The organism is Cupriavidus sp. GW823-FHT07B10, from assembly GCF_058794355.1.
Map to the genome: position 1 here is coordinate 476,194 of NZ_JBXAGS010000001.1, position 17,236 is coordinate 493,429.

General features: G+C 64.7%; 16 protein-coding genes and 1 other RNA gene. 13 read left to right on the plus strand and 4 right to left on the minus strand.

What is annotated here, in order from left to right; all coding sequences use genetic code 11:
* Positions 1-2: 2 nt before the first annotated feature.
* The 5 genes from AC1Q6V_RS02350 to rnpB all read left to right on the plus strand — a co-directional run bounded on the left by AC1Q6V_RS02350 (position 3) and on the right by rnpB (position 4,682).
* Positions 3-1,076 carry a tartrate dehydrogenase gene (locus AC1Q6V_RS02350; protein WP_010813912.1) on the plus strand — a complete coding sequence of 358 codons (1,074 nt, stop codon included), beginning with the start codon at positions 3-5 and terminating at the stop codon, positions 1,074-1,076.
* Positions 1,073-2,380, plus strand: coding sequence for a glycerate kinase type-2 family protein (locus tag AC1Q6V_RS02355; RefSeq protein ID WP_454749231.1), 1,308 nt, complete (start codon positions 1,073-1,075; stop codon positions 2,378-2,380). The genes AC1Q6V_RS02350 and AC1Q6V_RS02355 overlap by 4 nt, the downstream gene beginning before the upstream one ends.
* Before the next feature lie 44 nt (positions 2,381-2,424).
* Positions 2,425-3,459: a dihydroorotase gene (gene pyrC / locus AC1Q6V_RS02360; RefSeq protein WP_011614536.1), complete on the plus strand. Its 1,035-nt coding sequence runs from the start codon at positions 2,425-2,427 to the stop codon at positions 3,457-3,459.
* Between the two features lie 20 nt (positions 3,460-3,479).
* On the plus strand, positions 3,480-4,307 hold the full coding sequence (locus tag AC1Q6V_RS02365; RefSeq protein ID WP_454749232.1) for a DUF3025 domain-containing protein: 828 nt from the start codon (positions 3,480-3,482) through the stop codon (positions 4,305-4,307).
* A gap of 34 nt (positions 4,308-4,341) precedes the next feature.
* Positions 4,342-4,682, plus strand: an RNA gene (rnpB, locus tag AC1Q6V_RS02370) — RNase P RNA component class A.
* Positions 4,683-4,736: 54 nt separating this feature from the next.
* Here rnpB and AC1Q6V_RS02375 read toward each other — a convergent pair.
* A complete protein-coding gene (locus AC1Q6V_RS02375; protein WP_454749233.1) occupies positions 4,737-5,159 on the minus strand; it encodes an OsmC family protein in 423 nt (140 codons plus the stop codon).
* Between the two features lie 722 nt (positions 5,160-5,881).
* Here AC1Q6V_RS02375 and rplM point away from each other — a divergent pair.
* From rplM to erpA, 5 genes are all read left to right on the plus strand, one after another.
* Positions 5,882-6,310: a 50S ribosomal protein L13 gene (gene rplM / locus AC1Q6V_RS02380; RefSeq protein ID WP_010813907.1), complete on the plus strand. Its 429-nt coding sequence runs from the start codon at positions 5,882-5,884 to the stop codon at positions 6,308-6,310.
* A 12-nt stretch (positions 6,311-6,322) separates the two neighbouring features.
* Positions 6,323-6,715 carry a 30S ribosomal protein S9 gene (rpsI, locus tag AC1Q6V_RS02385; protein WP_010813906.1) on the plus strand — a complete coding sequence of 131 codons (393 nt, stop codon included), beginning with the start codon at positions 6,323-6,325 and terminating at the stop codon, positions 6,713-6,715.
* A 255-nt stretch (positions 6,716-6,970) separates the two neighbouring features.
* Positions 6,971-7,459, plus strand: coding sequence for a bactofilin family protein (locus AC1Q6V_RS02390; protein WP_454749234.1), 489 nt, complete (start codon positions 6,971-6,973; stop codon positions 7,457-7,459).
* Positions 7,460-8,692: 1,233 nt separating this feature from the next.
* The gene (ltrA, locus tag AC1Q6V_RS02395; protein ID WP_116317115.1) at positions 8,693-10,390 is read left to right on the plus strand and encodes a group II intron reverse transcriptase/maturase; all 1,698 of its coding nucleotides are present in this window, start codon (positions 8,693-8,695) and stop codon (positions 10,388-10,390) included.
* A 112-nt stretch (positions 10,391-10,502) separates the two neighbouring features.
* Positions 10,503-10,871: an iron-sulfur cluster insertion protein ErpA gene (erpA, locus tag AC1Q6V_RS02400; RefSeq protein WP_010813904.1), complete on the plus strand. Its 369-nt coding sequence runs from the start codon at positions 10,503-10,505 to the stop codon at positions 10,869-10,871.
* A 59-nt stretch (positions 10,872-10,930) separates the two neighbouring features.
* Here erpA and AC1Q6V_RS02405 read toward each other — a convergent pair whose 3' ends face one another.
* Complete coding sequence (locus AC1Q6V_RS02405) at positions 10,931-11,728, minus strand: phytanoyl-CoA dioxygenase family protein (protein ID WP_454749235.1); 798 nt, start codon at positions 11,726-11,728, stop codon at positions 10,931-10,933.
* 90 nt (positions 11,729-11,818) lie between these two features.
* Here AC1Q6V_RS02405 and AC1Q6V_RS02410 point away from each other — a divergent pair, with 90 nt between their 5' ends.
* Positions 11,819-12,724, plus strand: coding sequence for a LysR family transcriptional regulator (locus AC1Q6V_RS02410; protein ID WP_011614539.1), 906 nt, complete (start codon positions 11,819-11,821; stop codon positions 12,722-12,724).
* Here AC1Q6V_RS02410 and AC1Q6V_RS02415 read toward each other — a convergent pair.
* Both AC1Q6V_RS02415 and AC1Q6V_RS02420 read right to left on the minus strand, forming a co-directional pair.
* Positions 12,721-13,851: an anhydro-N-acetylmuramic acid kinase gene (locus tag AC1Q6V_RS02415; protein ID WP_010813901.1), complete on the minus strand. Its 1,131-nt coding sequence runs from the start codon at positions 13,849-13,851 to the stop codon at positions 12,721-12,723. The two genes, AC1Q6V_RS02410 and AC1Q6V_RS02415, sit on opposite strands and share 4 nt — an antisense overlap.
* 11 nt (positions 13,852-13,862) lie before the next feature.
* Positions 13,863-15,254: a M23 family metallopeptidase gene (locus AC1Q6V_RS02420; RefSeq protein WP_010813900.1), complete on the minus strand. Its 1,392-nt coding sequence runs from the start codon at positions 15,252-15,254 to the stop codon at positions 13,863-13,865.
* Between the two features lie 245 nt (positions 15,255-15,499).
* On the opposite strand from AC1Q6V_RS02420, the gene tyrS reads away from it, so the two are divergent.
* Positions 15,500-16,741, plus strand: a complete 1,242-nt coding sequence (tyrS, locus tag AC1Q6V_RS02425; protein ID WP_010813899.1) for a tyrosine--tRNA ligase — start codon at positions 15,500-15,502, stop codon at positions 16,739-16,741.
* A 10-nt stretch (positions 16,742-16,751) separates the two neighbouring features.
* On the plus strand, positions 16,752-17,213 hold the full coding sequence (dtd, locus tag AC1Q6V_RS02430; RefSeq protein ID WP_010813898.1) for a D-aminoacyl-tRNA deacylase: 462 nt from the start codon (positions 16,752-16,754) through the stop codon (positions 17,211-17,213).
* Positions 17,214-17,236: the final 23 nt, after the last annotated feature.

Below are 17,236 nucleotides of genomic sequence, written 5' to 3' on the forward strand. Positions count from 1 at the left end.
CCATGCGCCAATACAAGATCGCCGTGATTCCCGGAGACGGAATCGGCACGGAAGTCATGCCCGAGGGCATCCGCGTGATGGACGCCGCGGCGCGGCGCTTCGGCATCGACTTCCAGTGGGACCACTTCGACTTTTCCAGCTGCGACTACTACGCCCGCCACGGCAAGATGCTGCCGGACGACTGGTTCGACACGCTGGTCAAGTACGACGCCATCTACTTCGGCGCGGTGGGCTGGCCTGATGCCGTGCCTGACCACGTCTCGCTGTGGGGTTCGCTGCTGCAGTTCCGGCGCTCGTTCGACCAGTACGTGAACCTGCGCCCGGTGCGGCTGATGCCCGGCATCAGGAGCCCGCTGGCCGGCCGCCAGCCTGGCGATATCGACTTTTATGTGGTGCGCGAGAACACCGAGGGTGAATACTCCAGCATCGGCGGGCGCATGTTCCCGGGCACCGAGCGCGAGATCGTGGTGCAGGAAACCGTGATGAGCCGCACCGGCGTCGACCGCATCCTGAAGTTTGCCTTCGAGTTGGCACAGAAGCGGCCGAAGAAGCACCTGACGTCGGCGACCAAGTCCAATGGCATCTCGATCACCATGCCGTACTGGGACGAGCGCGTCGAGGCGATGGCGGCCAGCTACCCCGGCATCAAGGTCGACAAGTACCACATCGACATCCTGACCGCGCATTTCGTCCAGCATCCGGACTGGTTCGACGTTGTGGTGGCCAGCAACCTGTTCGGCGACATCCTGTCCGACCTGGGCCCGGCTTGCACCGGCACCATCGGCATCGCGCCGTCGGGCAATATCAACCCCGACCGCACCTTTCCCAGCCTGTTCGAGCCGGTGCACGGCTCGGCCCCGGATATTGCCGGGCGCGGCGTGGCCAACCCGATCGGCCAGATCTGGTGCGGCGCCATGATGCTGGAGCACCTGGGCCATGAAGCAGCCGGCGCCGCCGTACTGGGCGCGATCGAAAAGGTGCTGGCCGCGGGCCCCGAACACGCGCCGCTGACGCGCGACATCGGCGGCAAGGCCGGCACTGCCGACCTGGGCCTGGCTATCGCGGAGGCGCTGTGAGCGCGGCGGTCGCGGGCGATCCCCGCGCCTTGCTGCTGGACAGCTTCCACGCGGCGGTGGCGGCGGCCGATCCGCTGCAGATCGTGGCGCAGCACCTGCCACCCCCGCACGCGGGCGGCCGCACGCTGGTGGTGGGCGCGGGCAAGGCCGCGGCGTCGATGGCCGCGGCGGTCGAGCGTGCCTACGCTGGCAAGGCCACGCTGGAGGGGCTGGTGGTCACGCGCTACGCCCACGGGCTGCCGACCGACCATATCCGCGTGATCGAGGCCGGCCATCCGGTGCCCGACGAGGCCGGCGAGCAGGCCGCCGCCGATATCCTGGCCAGCGTGCAGTCGCTGACGCCGCAGGACCGGCTGCTGGTGCTGGTGTCAGGCGGCGGCTCCAGCCTGCTGTCGCTGCCGGCCGAAGGCATCCCGATGGCTGACCTGAAGGCCGCCACTCGGGAACTGCTGCGCTGTGGCGCGCCGATCACCGAGATGAATATCGTGCGCAAGCATGTCTCGCGCATCCAGGGCGGGCGGCTGGCGCAGGCAAGCCGTGCACCGGTGACCACGCTGATCGTCTCGGACGTGGCCGGCGACGATCCCAGTGCGATCGCCTCGGGCCCGACCGTGGCCGACCCGAGCACCTTTGCCGATGCGCTGGAGATCCTGCGCCGCTGGGGCGCGCAGGTGCCGGCCAGCGTGCAGGCACACCTGGAGCGCGGCGCCCGCGGCGACGTGCCGGAGACGCCCAAGCCGGGCGATGCACTGTTCGCCCGGGTCGACCACCGCATGATCGCCACTGCACATGGCAGCCTGCAGGCGGCCGCGGCGCTGTTCCGCGAACGCGGCATCACCCCGGTGGTGCTGGGCGATACCGTGACCGGCGAAGCGCGCGAAGTGGCCCGCGTCTACGCCGCGCTGGTGCGCGAGATTCGCGCGTACAATGCGCCGTTTGCCGCGCCCGTGGCGCTGATTTCCGGAGGTGAGTGCACGGTCACTTTGCCTGCCGGCGGTGGCGCCACGAAGGCACGGGGCGGGCGTTGCTCCGAATTCCTGCTGTCGCTGGCGGTCGAGCTTGACGGCATGCCCGGCGTGCATGCGATCGCGGCCGACACCGACGGCATCGACGGTTCGGAAGACAATGCCGGTGCGCTGGCCGATCCGACCACGCTGGCGCGCGCCGCGGCCGCCGGCCTGCCGGGACTGCGCCAGCTGGACGCGCACGACGCCTGGGGCCTGTTCGATGCCATCGGCGACCTGGTAGTCACCGGCCCGACGCGCACCAATGTGAACGACTACCGCGCCATCCTGATTCTCTGATTTCGACGAACGCCAGCCGCCGCCGCGGCAGGCCCAAGCTAGCCATGACCCAGAAGCTCACCATCACCCGCCCGGACGACTGGCACCTGCACCTGCGCGACGGCGCGGCCCTGGCCGCCGTGCTGCCCGACACCGCGCGCCAGTTCGCACGCGCCATCATCATGCCCAACCTGAAGCCGCCCGTGACCACGGTGGCGCAGGCGCAGGCCTACCGTGCCCGCATCCTGGCGGCGCTGCCGGCCGGCCTGCAGTTCGAGCCGCTGATGACGCTGTACCTGACCGACAACACCACGGCCGAAGAGATCGCCGCGGCCAAGGCCAGCGGCTTCGTGCACGGCGTCAAGCTGTACCCGGCCGGCGCCACCACCAACAGCGACGCCGGCGTGACCGATATCCGCCGCTGCTACCCGGCGCTGGAAGCGATGCAGCGCGCGGGCCTGCCGCTGCTGGTGCATGGCGAGGTGACCGACCCCAGCATCGACATCTTCGATCGCGAAGCCGTCTTTATCGACCGCGTGATGACGCCGCTGCGCCGCGACATGCCAGAGCTGAAGGTGGTGTTCGAGCACATCACCACCAAGGATGCCGCCGAATACGTGCGCGACGCCAGCGGCCCGGTCGGCGCCACCATCACCGCGCACCACCTGCTCTACAACCGCAACGCCATCTTCACCGGCGGCATCCGCCCGCACTACTACTGCCTGCCGGTGCTCAAGCGCGAGACCCATCGCGAGGCCCTGGTGGCGGCCGCGGTCTCGGGCAGCCCGCGCTTTTTCCTGGGCACCGACAGCGCGCCGCACGCGCGCGGGCTGAAGGAGCACGCCTGCGGCTGCGCCGGCTGCTATACCGCGCTGCATGCGATGGAGCTGTATGCCGAGGCCTTCGACGCCGCCGGCGCGCTGGACAAGCTGGAAGCCTTTGCCAGCTTCAACGGCCCGGCCTTCTACGGCCTGCCGCGCAACACCGGCACGCTGACGCTGGAGCGCGAGGACTGGGAACTGCCGGCCGAGCTGCCCTATGGCGACACCACGCTGGTGCCGCTGCGCGGCGGCGAGACGCTGCGCTGGAAGGCCCGCTAAACCCTGCTGCGGCCTTGCCCATGCAGGCGCAAGCGGGCGACGAGCCCTTCGTCGCCGCGCTGGCCGGGATCGACTGGTCCCGGCCGTGGTTCCAGCTGTTTGCTGCGCAGGGTGCCGCGCTCGCTGCGGCGGTGCAGGGCGGCGCCGATCTGCGCGCGCTGCTAAGTGCGCATGCAGCCCAACTCCGCCTGTGCAATGCCCGCGGCCTGCCGCTGCGTTTCATTGCCCAGCATGCCTTGCCGGAAGGCAGCGCCTATGAGGCGCATATCCATGCCACCGGCGAGATCCCGACCCGCGACAATCTCCACGATTTCTTCAACGCGCTGACCTGGCTGCATTTCCCGCAAGCCAAGCGCGTGCTCAACCAGATCCAGGCCGAGGTCATTGCGCGCGAAGGCGTGCAGACCACGCGCGGCAGCGTGCGCGATGCGGCGACCCTGTTCGACGAAAATGCGGTGCTGTTTGTCAGCACCGACCAGGACCTGGCGGATGCGCTCAAGGGGTTTGCGTGGCAGCGGCTGCTGGTCGAATCCAGGCCGGCGTGGGGCAGGGCCTGCACGGTGGTGCCGTTCGGCCATGCGCTACTCGAAAAACTGGTGCAGCCGTACAAGTCGGTCACTGCCCATGCATGGGTGCTGCCGCTGGCGCCGCAGCAGGCGGCAGGCCCGTGGCTGGACGTCATGCTGGCGCAATCCCTTGCCGCTGCGGCCCAGGCTGGCGCGCTGCGCGGCGGGCGCAGTTTTGCGCCGCTGCCGGTGATGGGTATTCCGGGCTGGTGCGACGATAACGCCGAACCTGGCTTCTACGCCGATACCTCTGTGTTCCGCCCAGGACGGCGCGCCGGCTGAAGGCGCCGCCAATCGGTGTTAGACTGCGGGCCGCAAAGCAGGCCAGGCAACCGCTGCCTGCACCGCAAGGTGCAGGGGGAGGAAAGTCCGGACTCCACAGGGCAGGGTGTTGGCTAACAGCCATCCACGGCAACGTGCGGAATAGGGCCACAGAGACGAGTCTTGCCGCCGGGTTCGCCCGGCGGGAAGGGTGAAACGCGGTAACCTCCACCTGGAGCAATCCCAAATAGGCAGGCGATGAAGCGGCCCGCTGAGTCTGCGGGTAGGGAGCTGGAGCCGGCTGGTAACAGCCGGCCTAGAGGAATGGTTGTCACGCACCGTTTGCCGCAAGGCGGGCGGGGCGCACAGAATCCGGCTTATCGGCCTGCTTTGCTTCTTCTTCCGGCATGACCCGGCGCCACCACGGCGTACCGGGTCTGCATCTTCCTTTCAGGCTTCGACGATTTCCATCGTGTGCGTGATCTCGGCCGTCTTGGCCAGCATGATCGACGCCGAGCAGTACTTTTCGTGCGACAGCTTGATGGCACGCTCGACCGTGGCGGAGTTGAGATTCTTGCCGGTCACCACAAAATGGAAGTTGATGCGGGTGAAGACTTTGGGGTCCTCGCCGGCGCGCTCGGCCTGCAGCTGCACGCTGCAGCCGGAAACGTCCTGGCGGCCGCGCTTGAGGATCAGCACCACGTCATAGGCGGTGCAGCCGCCGGTGCCGAGCAGCACCATCTCCATCGGCCGCGGTGCCAGGTTATGGCCGCCGCCGTCGGGCGCACCGTCCATCGCCACGATATGGCCGCTGCCGGTCTGGGCCACGAAGCTCATGCCGTCGGCACCCATCCATGTCACTTTGCATTCCATTTTGTTCGTTCCTGTCGTTTATATTGTGTGCTTCCGATCACAGGCGCATGATCTCGAATCTTGCAATTCTCAGTATATGGCATCGCCCGGCTTGGGTTGCTGACGCCCAAATCCCTATGAAATCTGAGGGTTTCCTCTAGTATGACAGCTCAATGACATACCTTGATTTTTCGTAAGTCATTGATTTTTAATCGAAATGCCCTGTCTGGTGCGTCACGTTTTTCTTTCCGCAATACGAAATTGCATTTCGCAGTACAAATTTTGCTTGCACTGGGGAAAACCCCATGTATAATTTGAATCATTGAACGACGGCACTGACAGCGCGCCAGAGTGCGAAAGCGAAGCCCCAGGGCAAGCCGCACCGCCCGCCAGTCCCTCCGTCGATCTCCCAGTGTCTCCTCCACCCTCCTCCTTTGGTGGATTCAAACCCAAGCTCAACCGCTTGGGTTTTTTTTCGCCCCTGCGTTCTGGCGCGCTAAGCACTGAAAAGCGCGCGACGCTGCCCTGGTTTGGGCCCGCGATGGCGGCGACCTTGACGAAAAGGTCAGTCTTTGCTTGTGTGGTTCCGGTAGCCGCCAGTATAATGGAAGGCTTTCCGTCATACCCGCGGAAGAAAGAGCAGGATCAGGCCAGCCCTCACGGGCCAGCCACAAGACTTGCAGGGGCGAGTACAAGCCTTCGCGAGTCGGATTTCGGGTACGAACTAATAGTCAGGAAAAATCATGAAGACCTTTTCCGCCAAGCCTCATGAGGTAAAGCGCGACTGGTACGTGATTGACGCGACGGACAAAGTCCTCGGCCGTGTCGCCAGCGAAGTGGCACGCCGTCTGCGCGGCAAGCACAAGCCGGAATTCACTCCGCACGTCGACACGGGTGATTACATCATCATCGTCAATGCAGCCAAGCTGCGTGTCACGGGTACCAAGGAAACGGACAAGAAGTACTATCGCCATTCGGGCTACCCGGGCGGTATCTACGAAACGACGTTCGGCAAGATGCAGCAGCGTTTCCCGGGCCGTGCCCTGGAAAAGGCTGTCAAGGGCATGCTGCCGAAGGGTCCGCTGGGCTACGCGATGATCAAGAAGCTGAAGGTTTACGCCGAAGCCGAGCATCCGCATGAAGCGCAGCAGCCCAAGGCGCTGGAAATCTAAGGAGGCCAATCCATGATCGGTAACTGGAATTACGGTACTGGCCGCCGCAAGAGCGCTGTGGCTCGTGTCTTCATCAAGTCGGGCAAGGGCGATATCATCGTCAACGGCAAGCCCATCAAAGAGTATTTCGCTCGCGAAACCTCGCTGATGATCGTGCGCCAGCCCCTGGAACTGACCGCTCACGCTGAAACGTTCGACATCAAGGTCAACGTGACCGGCGGTGGCGAAACCGGCCAGGCCGGCGCAGTGCGCCACGGCATCACCCGCGCCCTGATCGATTACGATGCGACCCTGAAGTCGGCCCTGTCGAAGGCTGGCTACGTCACGCGCGATGCACGTGAAGTCGAGCGTAAGAAGGTCGGCTTCCACAAGGCGCGTCGTCGCAAGCAGTTCTCGAAGCGCTGATGCGTTTTCGCAGGTCCGGTACTGCCGGATCTTGCGAGACCAAAGAAACCGCACGCTGGCCGTGCGGTTTTTTTTCGCCTGCAGGGTACGGAAATACTCTGGCCTGCCGAAAAAGCGATTGGGCAGCCATACTTTTGTGGGGTATGGGCTGCGCGCGGCTACAATCACGCCCTGTCGCCATCGGCAAGTGCTGCTTGCCGGCGCGAATGCGCCACGGCCGGAGGATTCGGCACGAACGAGAGAGGAGTGAGAGTGATGCTGTTTTCGAAAAAGAAGGGCCTTTCGATCGATACTCTGATCGGCGAAGACACCGCCGTCGACGGCGACCTGGTATTTGCGGGCGGCCTGCGCCTGGACGGCCGCGTGCGCGGCAACGTCACCGCGGCGCCGGGCAAGCCGAGCATGCTGGTGGTCAGCGAGAAAGGCATGGTCGAGGGCGAGATCAGCGTCGGCCACCTGGTGCTCAACGGCACCGTCAAGGGCCCGGTGCAGGCCACCGACCTGCTCGAACTGCAGTCGCATGCCCGCGTGCTGGGCGACGTGCGCTATGCGGCGCTGGAAATGCACCAGGGCGCGCTGGTCGAAGGCCGCCTGATGCCGCTGGTGCAAGGCGAGATCAAGGCGCTGCCGAACCTGGTCGAGGCGGCGCCGGCGGTCGAAGTGACGGAAGCGGCGGACGAGGCTGCTGTCACGGACCGCGCAACGCCCGCTGCCGACACCCAACCCACTGAAAAGGCCGCCTGAGCGGCACCCGCCATGCCGGGAACCCCTTGAAAACACAGGGTTTCGGCACGATCTTTCAGTAGCGCTTAGAATACAGGCGTATCGTGCGACACGCACTATCGTGTCCGGGCAGCTCCAACGTAAGGAGCATCGACCTTGTTGGGACACGGAAAGGCTTCTGCCAGACCGTCTAATCCCAACCAATTTCTTGCTTAGACGAACCCAGCCGAACAGCCAGGGGGAGTCCGATGTGCTGCGGGAGCCGGAGTATTGGCTACCCGCGGTTTGCTTTCTGCTGGATGAATTTCCAGCCATTGCCCAAGGGCGGGGACGCTCGCCTTTGGGCGAGTTTCTTTGTAAACGCCTCCTCTACGGAGGGTGCGGGCGGTTGCGCAACGTTAGTTTGGTTGCGAAGTCGTTACACGGCATTCAAACCGACCCAGTCGGGTCGGCGCTGTACGCCTTGGGACGGAGGTCTGCGCTCGAAAGAGTTCACCCACCGTCAAGCGCTCGCCAATATGGGAGCACATGAAGTAGGAAGTGAGGTCCCGGAGCGCAAGCTCTGCGCGTTATGGTTCGGTCGAATGTGCCCGTGAGGGTGTTTCGATAGAGAACCTGCTATGCGACTAGCAGTAGCCTAAGGGGACATGCGTCACTGGTAACGGTGGGGTGTGAAGCTCTCCTGACAATGTTTCCCCCGCAAGGGTGTCGCCTAGTCGTGAGACTGGACGGCAGAGACTCCGAGCAGCAATTGGGGTTGAGGAGCTAGGCTGGCTGGCATGGGCAACGTATGTGAACTGCTGGTAAACGTCGTCAGTATTGAGATGCCAAAGCTGCTGATAGGCATCAACCAAAAGGTGTGCGGTTGGTTGTTCCGCTGGTACGCCGGAACACGTCGCCATACAACCGCCGGCGGAAAGGCAGGCCCTAACCCGGTCGTGTAATGCGCAGGGAACGTGGTAAGCCCGTATGGCTGCCGGAGCGCAGTTTGGCTCAGGCAGGCGAACCGCAAGGAACGCTGTTGGCTGTGCGGGTATGGGAGGTTGGAGAAAGCGAATGCCGGGCTGTAATGGCTCGGATAGGGATTGAAACATCATCCCACGCGAAAGCGGGCAGACTTCCAACTGGTCAATCGTCGCAGGACGGCTGACTAATCTCGCTTGTTTAAATTTTCTTCCCTTGAGGGGCAACACGTCCCTCAAGGGGCGTGCTGTCTCTTGATGTTGGGGAAGATCCTCAAGATAGGAGAGCAGCATGGAAGCATTGATCCGCAAGGATGAATCTGCGCTCTCCGGCGGGCCGCAAACCTGGGGTGCCATTGATTGGCGCCGCGTGGAGCGGAACGTCCGAGAGATGCAGATTCGAATTGCGAAGGCGACACAGGAAGGGGATTGGCGCAGGGTGAAAGCTTTGCAACGGTCTCTGACCCGCTCGTTTTCTGCCAAGGCATCGGCAGTGAAGCGAGTGACGGAGAACCAAGGTAAGCGAACGGCAGGCGTCGATCGCGAAAAATGGGACTCGCCTGAAACCCGATGGGAAGCCATCGGGCGGTTGAAGCGCCGGGGATATAGACCTTTGCCACTACGGAGGGTTTTTATCCCCAAGGCCAACGGGAAGGAGCGCCCTTTGGGCATTCCGACCATGTTAGACAGAGCCATGCAAGCGCTGTATTTGCTGGCCCTGGAGCCGGTGTCCGAAGGGACGAGCGATCCGAACTCCTATGGGTTTCGGATCAACCGCTCTACCGCGGACGCCATGTCTCAGCTATTCCTAAACCTGTCCAGAAAGGCTTCGGCCCAATGGATCTTGGAAGCGGACATCAAAGGCTGCTTTGACCATATCAGTCACGACTGGCTGGAAAGCAATGTCCCTATGGACAAAGCAATCCTTCGGAAGTGGTTGAAAGCTGGCGTGGTATTTCAAGGCCAGCTTCAGGCGACCGAAGCCGGAACACCGCAGGGGGGCATCATTTCCCCCACTCTGGCAAACGTTGCGCTGAACGGGTTGGAACGACAACTGGTTAAGTCTCTCGAGACTAAACTGGGCGTGGTCAACACGAAGAAGCTAAAAGTGAATGTGGTGCGCTATGCGGACGACTTCGTGATCACTGGCAGTACGCCGGAGATCCTAGAAAGCGAAGTGAAGCCGTGGGTGGAACAGTTCCTGGCAGTACGGGGGCTGACGCTATCGACGGAGAAAACGCGGATCGTCAATATCGCTGACGGCTTTGACTTCCTCGGGTGGAATTTCCGGAAGTATTCGGGAACGCTGCTCATTAAGCCGAGCAAGAAGAATGTGCAAACGTTCTATCGCAAGGTGAAAGGGGTCATCAGTGCCAACAAGACGGCGAAGCAAGTGAACATCATCAACTTGCTGAACCCGATGCTAAGGGGCTGGGCGCAGTATCACAGCCCGGTGGTTGCGAAGGCCACGTTCAACCGCCTGGAGTACGCAGTATCCAAGGCTCTATGGCGGTGGGCGAAACGGCGACATCCACAGAAGACCACCGATTGGGTGCGGAAGAAGTACTACGCGCCAGTCGGGGATCGGAGTTGGGTGTTTGGAACCACGATCGTGGATGACGGCGGCAATAGCCGATGGGTGGGGCTTTATTCCCTTGCGGGTACGCCTATCCAAAGGCACAAGAAGGTTCGAGGGGACTATCACCCCTTCGACCCAGCGCAGGAAAGATACGGCGAAACGCTGCGTCAGGAGCGGATGTTAAACAACATGTCGCACCGGAAGCAGTGGATTAAGCTCTACATTTCCCAGCGGGGCTTGTGTGCGGTGTGTGAGTGCAAGATCACCAAAGAGACAGGATGGGAAGATCATCACATCGAGTACCGTACATACGGAGGCTCGGACGCTCTAGGGAATCGTGTGCTGCTACACCCTGATTGCCACAAGCAAGTGCACCACCACGGCAGACCCGTAGTGAAACCGGTACAATAAACCGTACTTTGAAAGGCTTGAGCCGTATGCGGGGAAACTCGCACGTACGGTTCTTAGGGGGGGATGGGTCAGCAATGACCTGTCCCTACCCAACTAAACAGGAGAACCCCCCATGAACGCAGTCGCAGAGGCACCCGTTACCGAGGACGTGCCGGCACCGTTCGTCTTTACCGACAGCGCCGCCGACAAGGTCAAGCAGTTGATCGAGGAAGAGGGCAATGCCGAACTGAAACTGCGCGTGTTCGTGCAGGGCGGCGGCTGCTCCGGCTTCCAGTATGGCTTCACCTTCGATGAGGAAGTCAACGAAGACGACACCACCATGGTCAAGAACGGCGTCACCCTGCTGATCGACTCGATGAGCTACCAGTACCTGGTCGGCGCCGAGATCGACTACAAGGAAGACATCAACGGCGCGCAGTTCGTGATCAAGAACCCGAATGCCTCGACCACCTGCGGTTGCGGCTCGTCGTTCTCGGTCTGACCGGCACCGGCCCAGAAAAAAACGCACCTTCGGGTGCGTTTTTTCTTTTCCGCGATGGCTTACCGCGCGGCGCGCCAGACCACGGGAAACCAGTCTTCGCGCATGCGCTCGCCGGTCTGCTGATCGATGCCGGGAAAGGGCGGTGAGGTGCGCCCGGGCCGCTGCATGAAGCGCACGTCGTCGCCCAGGAAGCGCGCCGAGAACGCTCGCCGGCGCCCGCTGCCGGTATTGCCGGCAGCGCCATGCACGGTACGGAAGTCGAACACCACGGCATCGCCTGGCTCCAGTTCCGGTGCGAGCAGGGTGTAGCTGCCGTCTTCCACGTCCGGCATCTCCATGAAGGCGTCGTTACCTCCATAGAAGTTCTCGTTGCTGGCCCAGCGCTTGGGCCGCACCAGCCGCGTCCAGCGGTGCGAGCCGGCCACCACGCGCAGGGTATTGGCCTGCGTCACCGGGTCCAGCGGGATCCAGTAGCTCGCGGTCTGGGTGCCGTCGACACAGTAGTAGGGCAGGTCCTGGTGCCACGGCGTGGGCTTGGCCGTGCCGGGCTCCTTGACCAGGATGTGTTCGTGGAACACCTGCACCGCCTGCGACTGCATAATGCGCCCGGCAATGGCAGCCGCCGGCGACTGGCGGATAAAGTCATCGAACGGCGTAATGCGCTGCCAGTTGCAGTAGTCCTCGAAGAAGCGCCCGCTTTCGCCGGGCCGTACGTTCTCGATGGCGAAGGGGCCCGGCTCGGCCAGGTTCTGCGCAAAGCCGTCGCGCAGCCGTTCGACCCAGTCGGTGAAAGCGCCGCGCAGCACCAGCACGCCGTCGCGCTGGTAGGTGTCGATGTGTTCCTGGGTGATGTTCATGGCGATATTGTGTGGGGGCGATGTGCCCAGTATCGCCATGCATTGGGGATAGGAAAAGCATATATTTCCTATGTTGCGATATAGGAAATCATGATCCCCTTCTCTTTCCGCCAGCTCGAATACTTTGTCGCCGCAGCCGAGCACGGCAGCATCAGCGCGGCGGCTCGCGCGCGCCATGTGTCGCAGCCGTCTGTCTCCACCGCGATCGCGCAGCTGGAAGACACTCTGGGCGAGCCTCTCTTCAGGCGCCAGGTCAGCCGTGGGTTGTCGCTGACGCCCGCCGGTCAGCGCCTGCTGGGGCGGGCACGAGACATCCTTGCGCTGGCGGCCGGCCTCACCGTGGACGACGCCACCGGCCGGGGGTTGACCGGCCAGCTCTCGCTGACCTGCTTCCAGGACCTCGGGCCGTACTTTGTGCCACGTCTGCTGGCGGGGCTGCGCCGGCACCATCCGGGCATCTCGGTGACCTTGTTCGAGGCCGACCTGGCGACCGTCCACCGCACGCTGCAGGCGGGCAAGGCCGAACTGGCGCTGACCTATGAACTGGGGCTCGATGCCCGCACCGAGCGCCGCACGCTGGCGGAACTGGCACCCTATGCGCTGCTGCCCGCCGGCCATCCGCTGGCAAGCGGCACCGATGTGAGCCTGGCCGACCTGGCCGGCGAACGGCTGATCCTCGAGGACATCCCGCAGACGCGCGAGTACTTCCTGTCGCTGTTCTGGGCGCATGGCCTGCACCCGGTGCTGCACCAGTACACGCAGACCTTCGAGATGCAGCGCGGACTGGTGGCGCACGGCTATGGCGTGGCGCTGTCGTGCACGCGCCCGGCCGGCGACCACAGCTACGACGGCGTGCCGATCGCCTGCCTGCCGCTGCGCGAGCCGGTGACGCCGCAGCGCGTGGTGCTGGCGCGCTCGCCGGCCATGCGGGCCTCGCCGCTGGCACAAGCGTTCATGGATTGGGTGGAGGCGGGCGGCGCGATGCGCCTGCCTTAGCGCGGATAGATCGCGCCCAGCACGCGCGGCCCGGCGGCGCCGGTCACGGTGGGCACGTTGCCGGGCAGGCGCAGCAGGCACTGGCGTGCCAGCCAGGCAAAGGCGATGGCTTCGACCTGCGACACCGGCACGCCGTAGTCATCCGAGGTCTCGATGGCCACGCCGGGCAATGCCTGCGTCAGTCGTGCCATCACGAACGCATTGCGGGCGCCGCCGCCGCAGACGATCAGGCGGCGCGCATCAGGCGCATGGGTGCGCATGTCGCGCGCGATGGCCTCGGCAGTCAGCGCGGCCAGTGTCGCCTGCACATCGGCAGGCGCGAGGTGTTGGAACGAGGCGAGACGGGCTTCGAGCCAGCCCGGATGGAACAGGTCGCGCCCGGTGCTCTTGGGCGGTGCTGCGCTGAAGTAGGGCTCGGCCAGGCACTGCGCCAGCAGCGCGGCGTCGACCCGCCCGCTGGCGGCCCAGTCGCCGTTGCTGTCGAAGGGAAGCCCGCGGTGGCGGCCGACCCAGTAGTCGAGCAGCGCATTGCCCGGGCCGCAGTCAAAGCCGCTGACGGCGCCGCCCGCCGCGGGCAGGATGCTGATATTGGAGATGCCGCCGATATTGCAGGCAACGCGGGTTTCGGCGTCGCTGCCGAACAGCGCATGGTGCAGCGCCGGCACCAGCGGCGCGCCCTGGCCACCGGCGGCGAGGTCGCGGCTGCGGAAGTCCGCCACCACGTCGATGCCGGCGAGCTCGGCCAGATGCGCCGGATGCTGGCTTTGGCGGGTGTAGCCGATGCCGTCGTACAGGCCCGGCCGGTGGCGGATAGTCTGGCCGTGGGCGCCGATGGCGGCCACCGCGGCCGCGTCGACCTGGGCCTCGCTCAGCAGTGCCGCCACGCAGTCGGCGTAGACCTGCGCCAGTGCATTGGCTGCCAGCGCCTCGCGATGGATCTCGTCCTCGCCCGGCTGCTGCAGGGCAGAGAATGCCGCGCGCAGCGTGTCGGGGAAAGGCTGGCTGGCGGCCGCCAGCACGGCGGGCCGCGCGCCGCTGAAATCCACCAGCACTGCGTCGGCACCGTCCATGCTGGTGCCGGACATGATGCCGATATAGCGTTCGCTGCCAGGCGCGGGCTGGGTCACGATGGGCGCGGTCAGTTGGAGGCGGTCAGCACGTTGTAGGTGCGCAGCGCATTGATGCGGCTGAGCAGCCCGCTGGTGTAGGTCAGGAATTCCTGGCGCGACTTGCCGGTCAGCGTTGGCGATTCCATCAGCGTGATGGTCAGCGGGTTCTGCGGCACGTCGTTGAAGCGGAACTCATAGTGCAGGTGCGGGCCGGTGGCCCAGCCGGTCGAGCCGACATAGCCGATCAGCTGGCCCTGGCGCACCGGCTGGCCCTGGCGCATGCCGGCAAAGCCGGACAGGTGCGCGTAGTAGGTCGAGTAGCCGTTGGCGTGGTTCAGGATGACGATATTGCCGTAGCCGTTCTGCTGGCCCACGAACTCGACCACGCCGTCGCCGGTGGCCAGCACCTTGGTGCCGGTCGGGGCGGCGAAGTCCACGCCCTTGTGCTGCGCCCAGTCATGATGCAGCGGATGCTCGCGGCCGCCGAAGCCCGACGACACGCGCGAGAATTCCACCGGCGAACGCAGGAACGGCCGCTTCATGCTGCGCCCGTCGAAGGTGTAGTAGGCGCCGCCGTCCTTGCTGTCTTCGGGCGCGAACCACAGCGCCTGGTGCAGCTGGTTGCGGTTGATCAGCTCCAGTGCGACCACGCGGCCGTTGCGCACGAAGGTGCCGTCGCGGAAGCCCGCTTCGTAGATGATGCGGAAGCGGTCGCCGCTGGCGATGTCGTGGTGGAAGTCGATCACGCCGGAGAAGATCGACAGCATCTGCTGCACGACTTCGTCGGGCACGTTGGCCGCGTCCATGGCCTTGAAGAAACCGCCCGCGGAAATCGCGCCCGAGGCCATCTCATAGTGCACGTCATTGTCGACGCGCTGCACCTTGGCCTTGTAGGCGGCGGCGGTGTTGTCGCTGGCCGCGCGCACGCGTTCGATCACCAGCTCGCGCGAGGCGGCTGCGTCGCCGCCCAGGTTGGCCTGCAGCGACACCAGCGTGTTGCTTTCGTCGATCTCCGCCTGCACCGCCTGGCCGGGGTTCAGGTTGAACAGGCCGCGCGCGGTCGGGTTCTTGACGATGAACGCCTGCGCGTCGGCATCGTCCACGCCCAGCCGCTTGAGCAGGCTGGCGATGGTGTCGCCGCGCTGCATGCGTTCTTCGCGCACGTAGACGGCCTGGCTGTCGGTAAGCTGTTCAAGTTGCTCGCGCACGTCGGGCATGCGCAGCGCCTGCTGCGTGCGCGGTGCGAGCGGATCGTCAAAGGCGCTGCGCGGCGCAACGCCCATCGCCGCGGCCATGCCGAGCGTGAAGATTGCGCCCACCGAGGCCGTCAGTTGTTTGCGCCGCCGCGCGTGCTGGGGGTTGGTCGGATCGACAAGAACCACCAGCTCACGCGCGAAAACTTCGCGGAGTCTGGACCACATCACGTAAAATTCAACCTTGGTCTGAGCACCGCTGCCGGGGACGATGTGTCTCGTCTGCCTTCCTCCCCCGAGGTGCGGCGCGGGCTCTTCACTGTTATTTGGCCGCCTGCATTGCTGCATAAAGTGGCGGGTGGCGCACTGGAAAGGCTTCCGTAGGCGCCGGGAATCGCGGATTATACCAAAATCCGGCTCTGGCGGCTGTCAGGAAATTTCCTAAAATTTCAAGTATTTCAAAGACTTACGTCATGACTGAAGTTGCCACGGGCCCTACGGCCAAATACCCCCTGACGCCGTCGGTGATGCAGGCCCTGGAAGTCTCCAAGCGAGGCTGCGACGAACTGCTGATCGAATCCGAATGGGCGCAGAAGCTGGCGCGCAGCGAGGCCACCGGCGTGCCGCTGCGCATCAAGCTGGGCCTGGATCCGACCGCGCCCGACATCCATATCGGCCATACCGTGGTGCTGAACAAGCTGCGCCAGCTGCAGGACCTCGGCCACCAGGTGATCTTCCTGATCGGCGACTTCACCTCGACCATCGGCGATCCGTCGGGCCGCAACAGCACGCGCCCGCCGCTCACGCGCGAGCAGATCGAGGCCAACGCCCAGACCTACTACCGCCAGGCCAGCCTGGTGCTGGACCCGGCCCGCACCGAGATCCGCTACAACAGCGAGTGGTGCGATCCGCTGGGCGCGCGCGGCATGATCCAACTGGCGGCCAAGTACACCGTGGCGCGCATGATGGAGCGCGACGACTTCACCAAGCGCTTCCGCTCCGGGATTCCGATCTCCGTGCATGAGTTCCTGTACCCGCTGATGCAGGGCTATGACTCGGTCGCGCTCAAGTCAGACCTGGAGCTCGGCGGCACCGACCAGAAGTTCAACCTGCTGGTCGGGCGCGAGCTGCAGAAGGAATACGGCCAGGAGCCGCAGTGCATCCTGACCATGCCGCTGCTGGTGGGCCTGGACGGCGTCGAGAAGATGTCCAAGTCCAAGGGCAACTACGTCGGCGTGACCGAGGCGCCCAACGAGATGTTCGGCAAGCTGATGAGCATCTCGGACGACCTGATGTGGCAGTACTACACGCTGCTGTCGTTCCGCCCGCTGGCCGAGATCGAGCTGATGAAGCAGGAAATCGCGCTGGGCCGCAATCCGCGCGACTGCAAGGTGCTGCTGGCGCAGGAAATCGTGGCGCGCTTCCACAGCCAGGCCGATGCCGAGAAGGCGCTGGAAGACTTCAACCACCGCGCCCGCGGCGGCGTGCCGGACGATATCCCGGCAGTGAGCCTGACTGGCGCGCCGCTGGGCATCGCGCAGCTGCTCAAGCAGGCCAACCTGGTGCCGTCCACCTCGGAAGCCAACCGCAATATCGAGCAGGGCGGCGTCAAGATCGATGGCGCCACGGTCAGCGACAAGGCCACCAGGGTGGCAGCGGGCACCTATGTCGTGCAGGTGGGCAAGCGCCGTTTCGCGCGCGTGACGCTGGCCTGAGGCGGCCGGGATGATCGCGCTGATCCAGCGGGTGGCCCAGGCCCGCGTCACGGTCGAAGGCCGCACCACCGGTGAAATCGGCGCCGGCCTGCTGGCGCTGGTCTGCGCCGAGCGCGGCGACACCGAGGCGCAGGCCGAGCGGCTGCTGGCCAAGATGCTGTCGTACCGGGTGTTTTCCGATGCTGCCGGCAAGATGAACCTGCCGGTTCAGAACATGGACGGCAACGGCAACGCCGGCGGGCTGCTGGTGGTTTCGCAGTTCACGCTGGCGGCCGATACCAACAGCGGCACGCGGCCGAGTTTCACGCCCGCTGCCTCGCCCGAGGACGGCCGGCGCCTGTACGAGCATTTCGTGGCGCAGGCGCGCGCCGCCCATCCGCAGGTGCAGACAGGCGAGTTCGGCGCGATGATGCAGGTCAGCCTGGTCAACGACGGCCCGGTCACCTTCTGGCTGCGGGTGCCGCCGGCCTGAACAGATTCCAAGCTGCCGCGCCC

What these genes read in the sequence shown, in the direction of transcription:
- ltrA (WP_116317115.1), top strand. Translation starts at nt 8,693, where the DNA reads ATGGAAGCATTGATCCGCAAGGATGAATCTGCGCTCTCCGGCGGGCCG.
- AC1Q6V_RS02390 (WP_454749234.1), top strand. Translation starts at nt 6,971, where the DNA reads ATGCTGTTTTCGAAAAAGAAGGGCCTTTCGATCGATACTCTGATCGGC.
- AC1Q6V_RS02405 (WP_454749235.1), bottom strand. Translation starts at nt 11,728, where the DNA reads ATGAACATCACCCAGGAACACATCGACACCTACCAGCGCGACGGCGTG.
- AC1Q6V_RS02420 (WP_010813900.1), bottom strand. Translation starts at nt 15,254, where the DNA reads ATGTGGTCCAGACTCCGCGAAGTTTTCGCGCGTGAGCTGGTGGTTCTT.
- erpA (WP_010813904.1), top strand. Translation starts at nt 10,503, where the DNA reads ATGAACGCAGTCGCAGAGGCACCCGTTACCGAGGACGTGCCGGCACCG.
- rpsI (WP_010813906.1), top strand. Translation starts at nt 6,323, where the DNA reads ATGATCGGTAACTGGAATTACGGTACTGGCCGCCGCAAGAGCGCTGTG.
- AC1Q6V_RS02375 (WP_454749233.1), bottom strand. Translation starts at nt 5,159, where the DNA reads ATGGAATGCAAAGTGACATGGATGGGTGCCGACGGCATGAGCTTCGTG.
- AC1Q6V_RS02365 (WP_454749232.1), top strand. Translation starts at nt 3,480, where the DNA reads ATGCAGGCGCAAGCGGGCGACGAGCCCTTCGTCGCCGCGCTGGCCGGG.
- tyrS (WP_010813899.1), top strand. Translation starts at nt 15,500, where the DNA reads ATGACTGAAGTTGCCACGGGCCCTACGGCCAAATACCCCCTGACGCCG.
- dtd (WP_010813898.1), top strand. Translation starts at nt 16,752, where the DNA reads ATGATCGCGCTGATCCAGCGGGTGGCCCAGGCCCGCGTCACGGTCGAA.
- AC1Q6V_RS02410 (WP_011614539.1), top strand. Translation starts at nt 11,819, where the DNA reads ATGATCCCCTTCTCTTTCCGCCAGCTCGAATACTTTGTCGCCGCAGCC.
- AC1Q6V_RS02350 (WP_010813912.1), top strand. Translation starts at nt 3, where the DNA reads ATGCGCCAATACAAGATCGCCGTGATTCCCGGAGACGGAATCGGCACG.
- rplM (WP_010813907.1), top strand. Translation starts at nt 5,882, where the DNA reads ATGAAGACCTTTTCCGCCAAGCCTCATGAGGTAAAGCGCGACTGGTAC.
- pyrC (WP_011614536.1), top strand. Translation starts at nt 2,425, where the DNA reads ATGACCCAGAAGCTCACCATCACCCGCCCGGACGACTGGCACCTGCAC.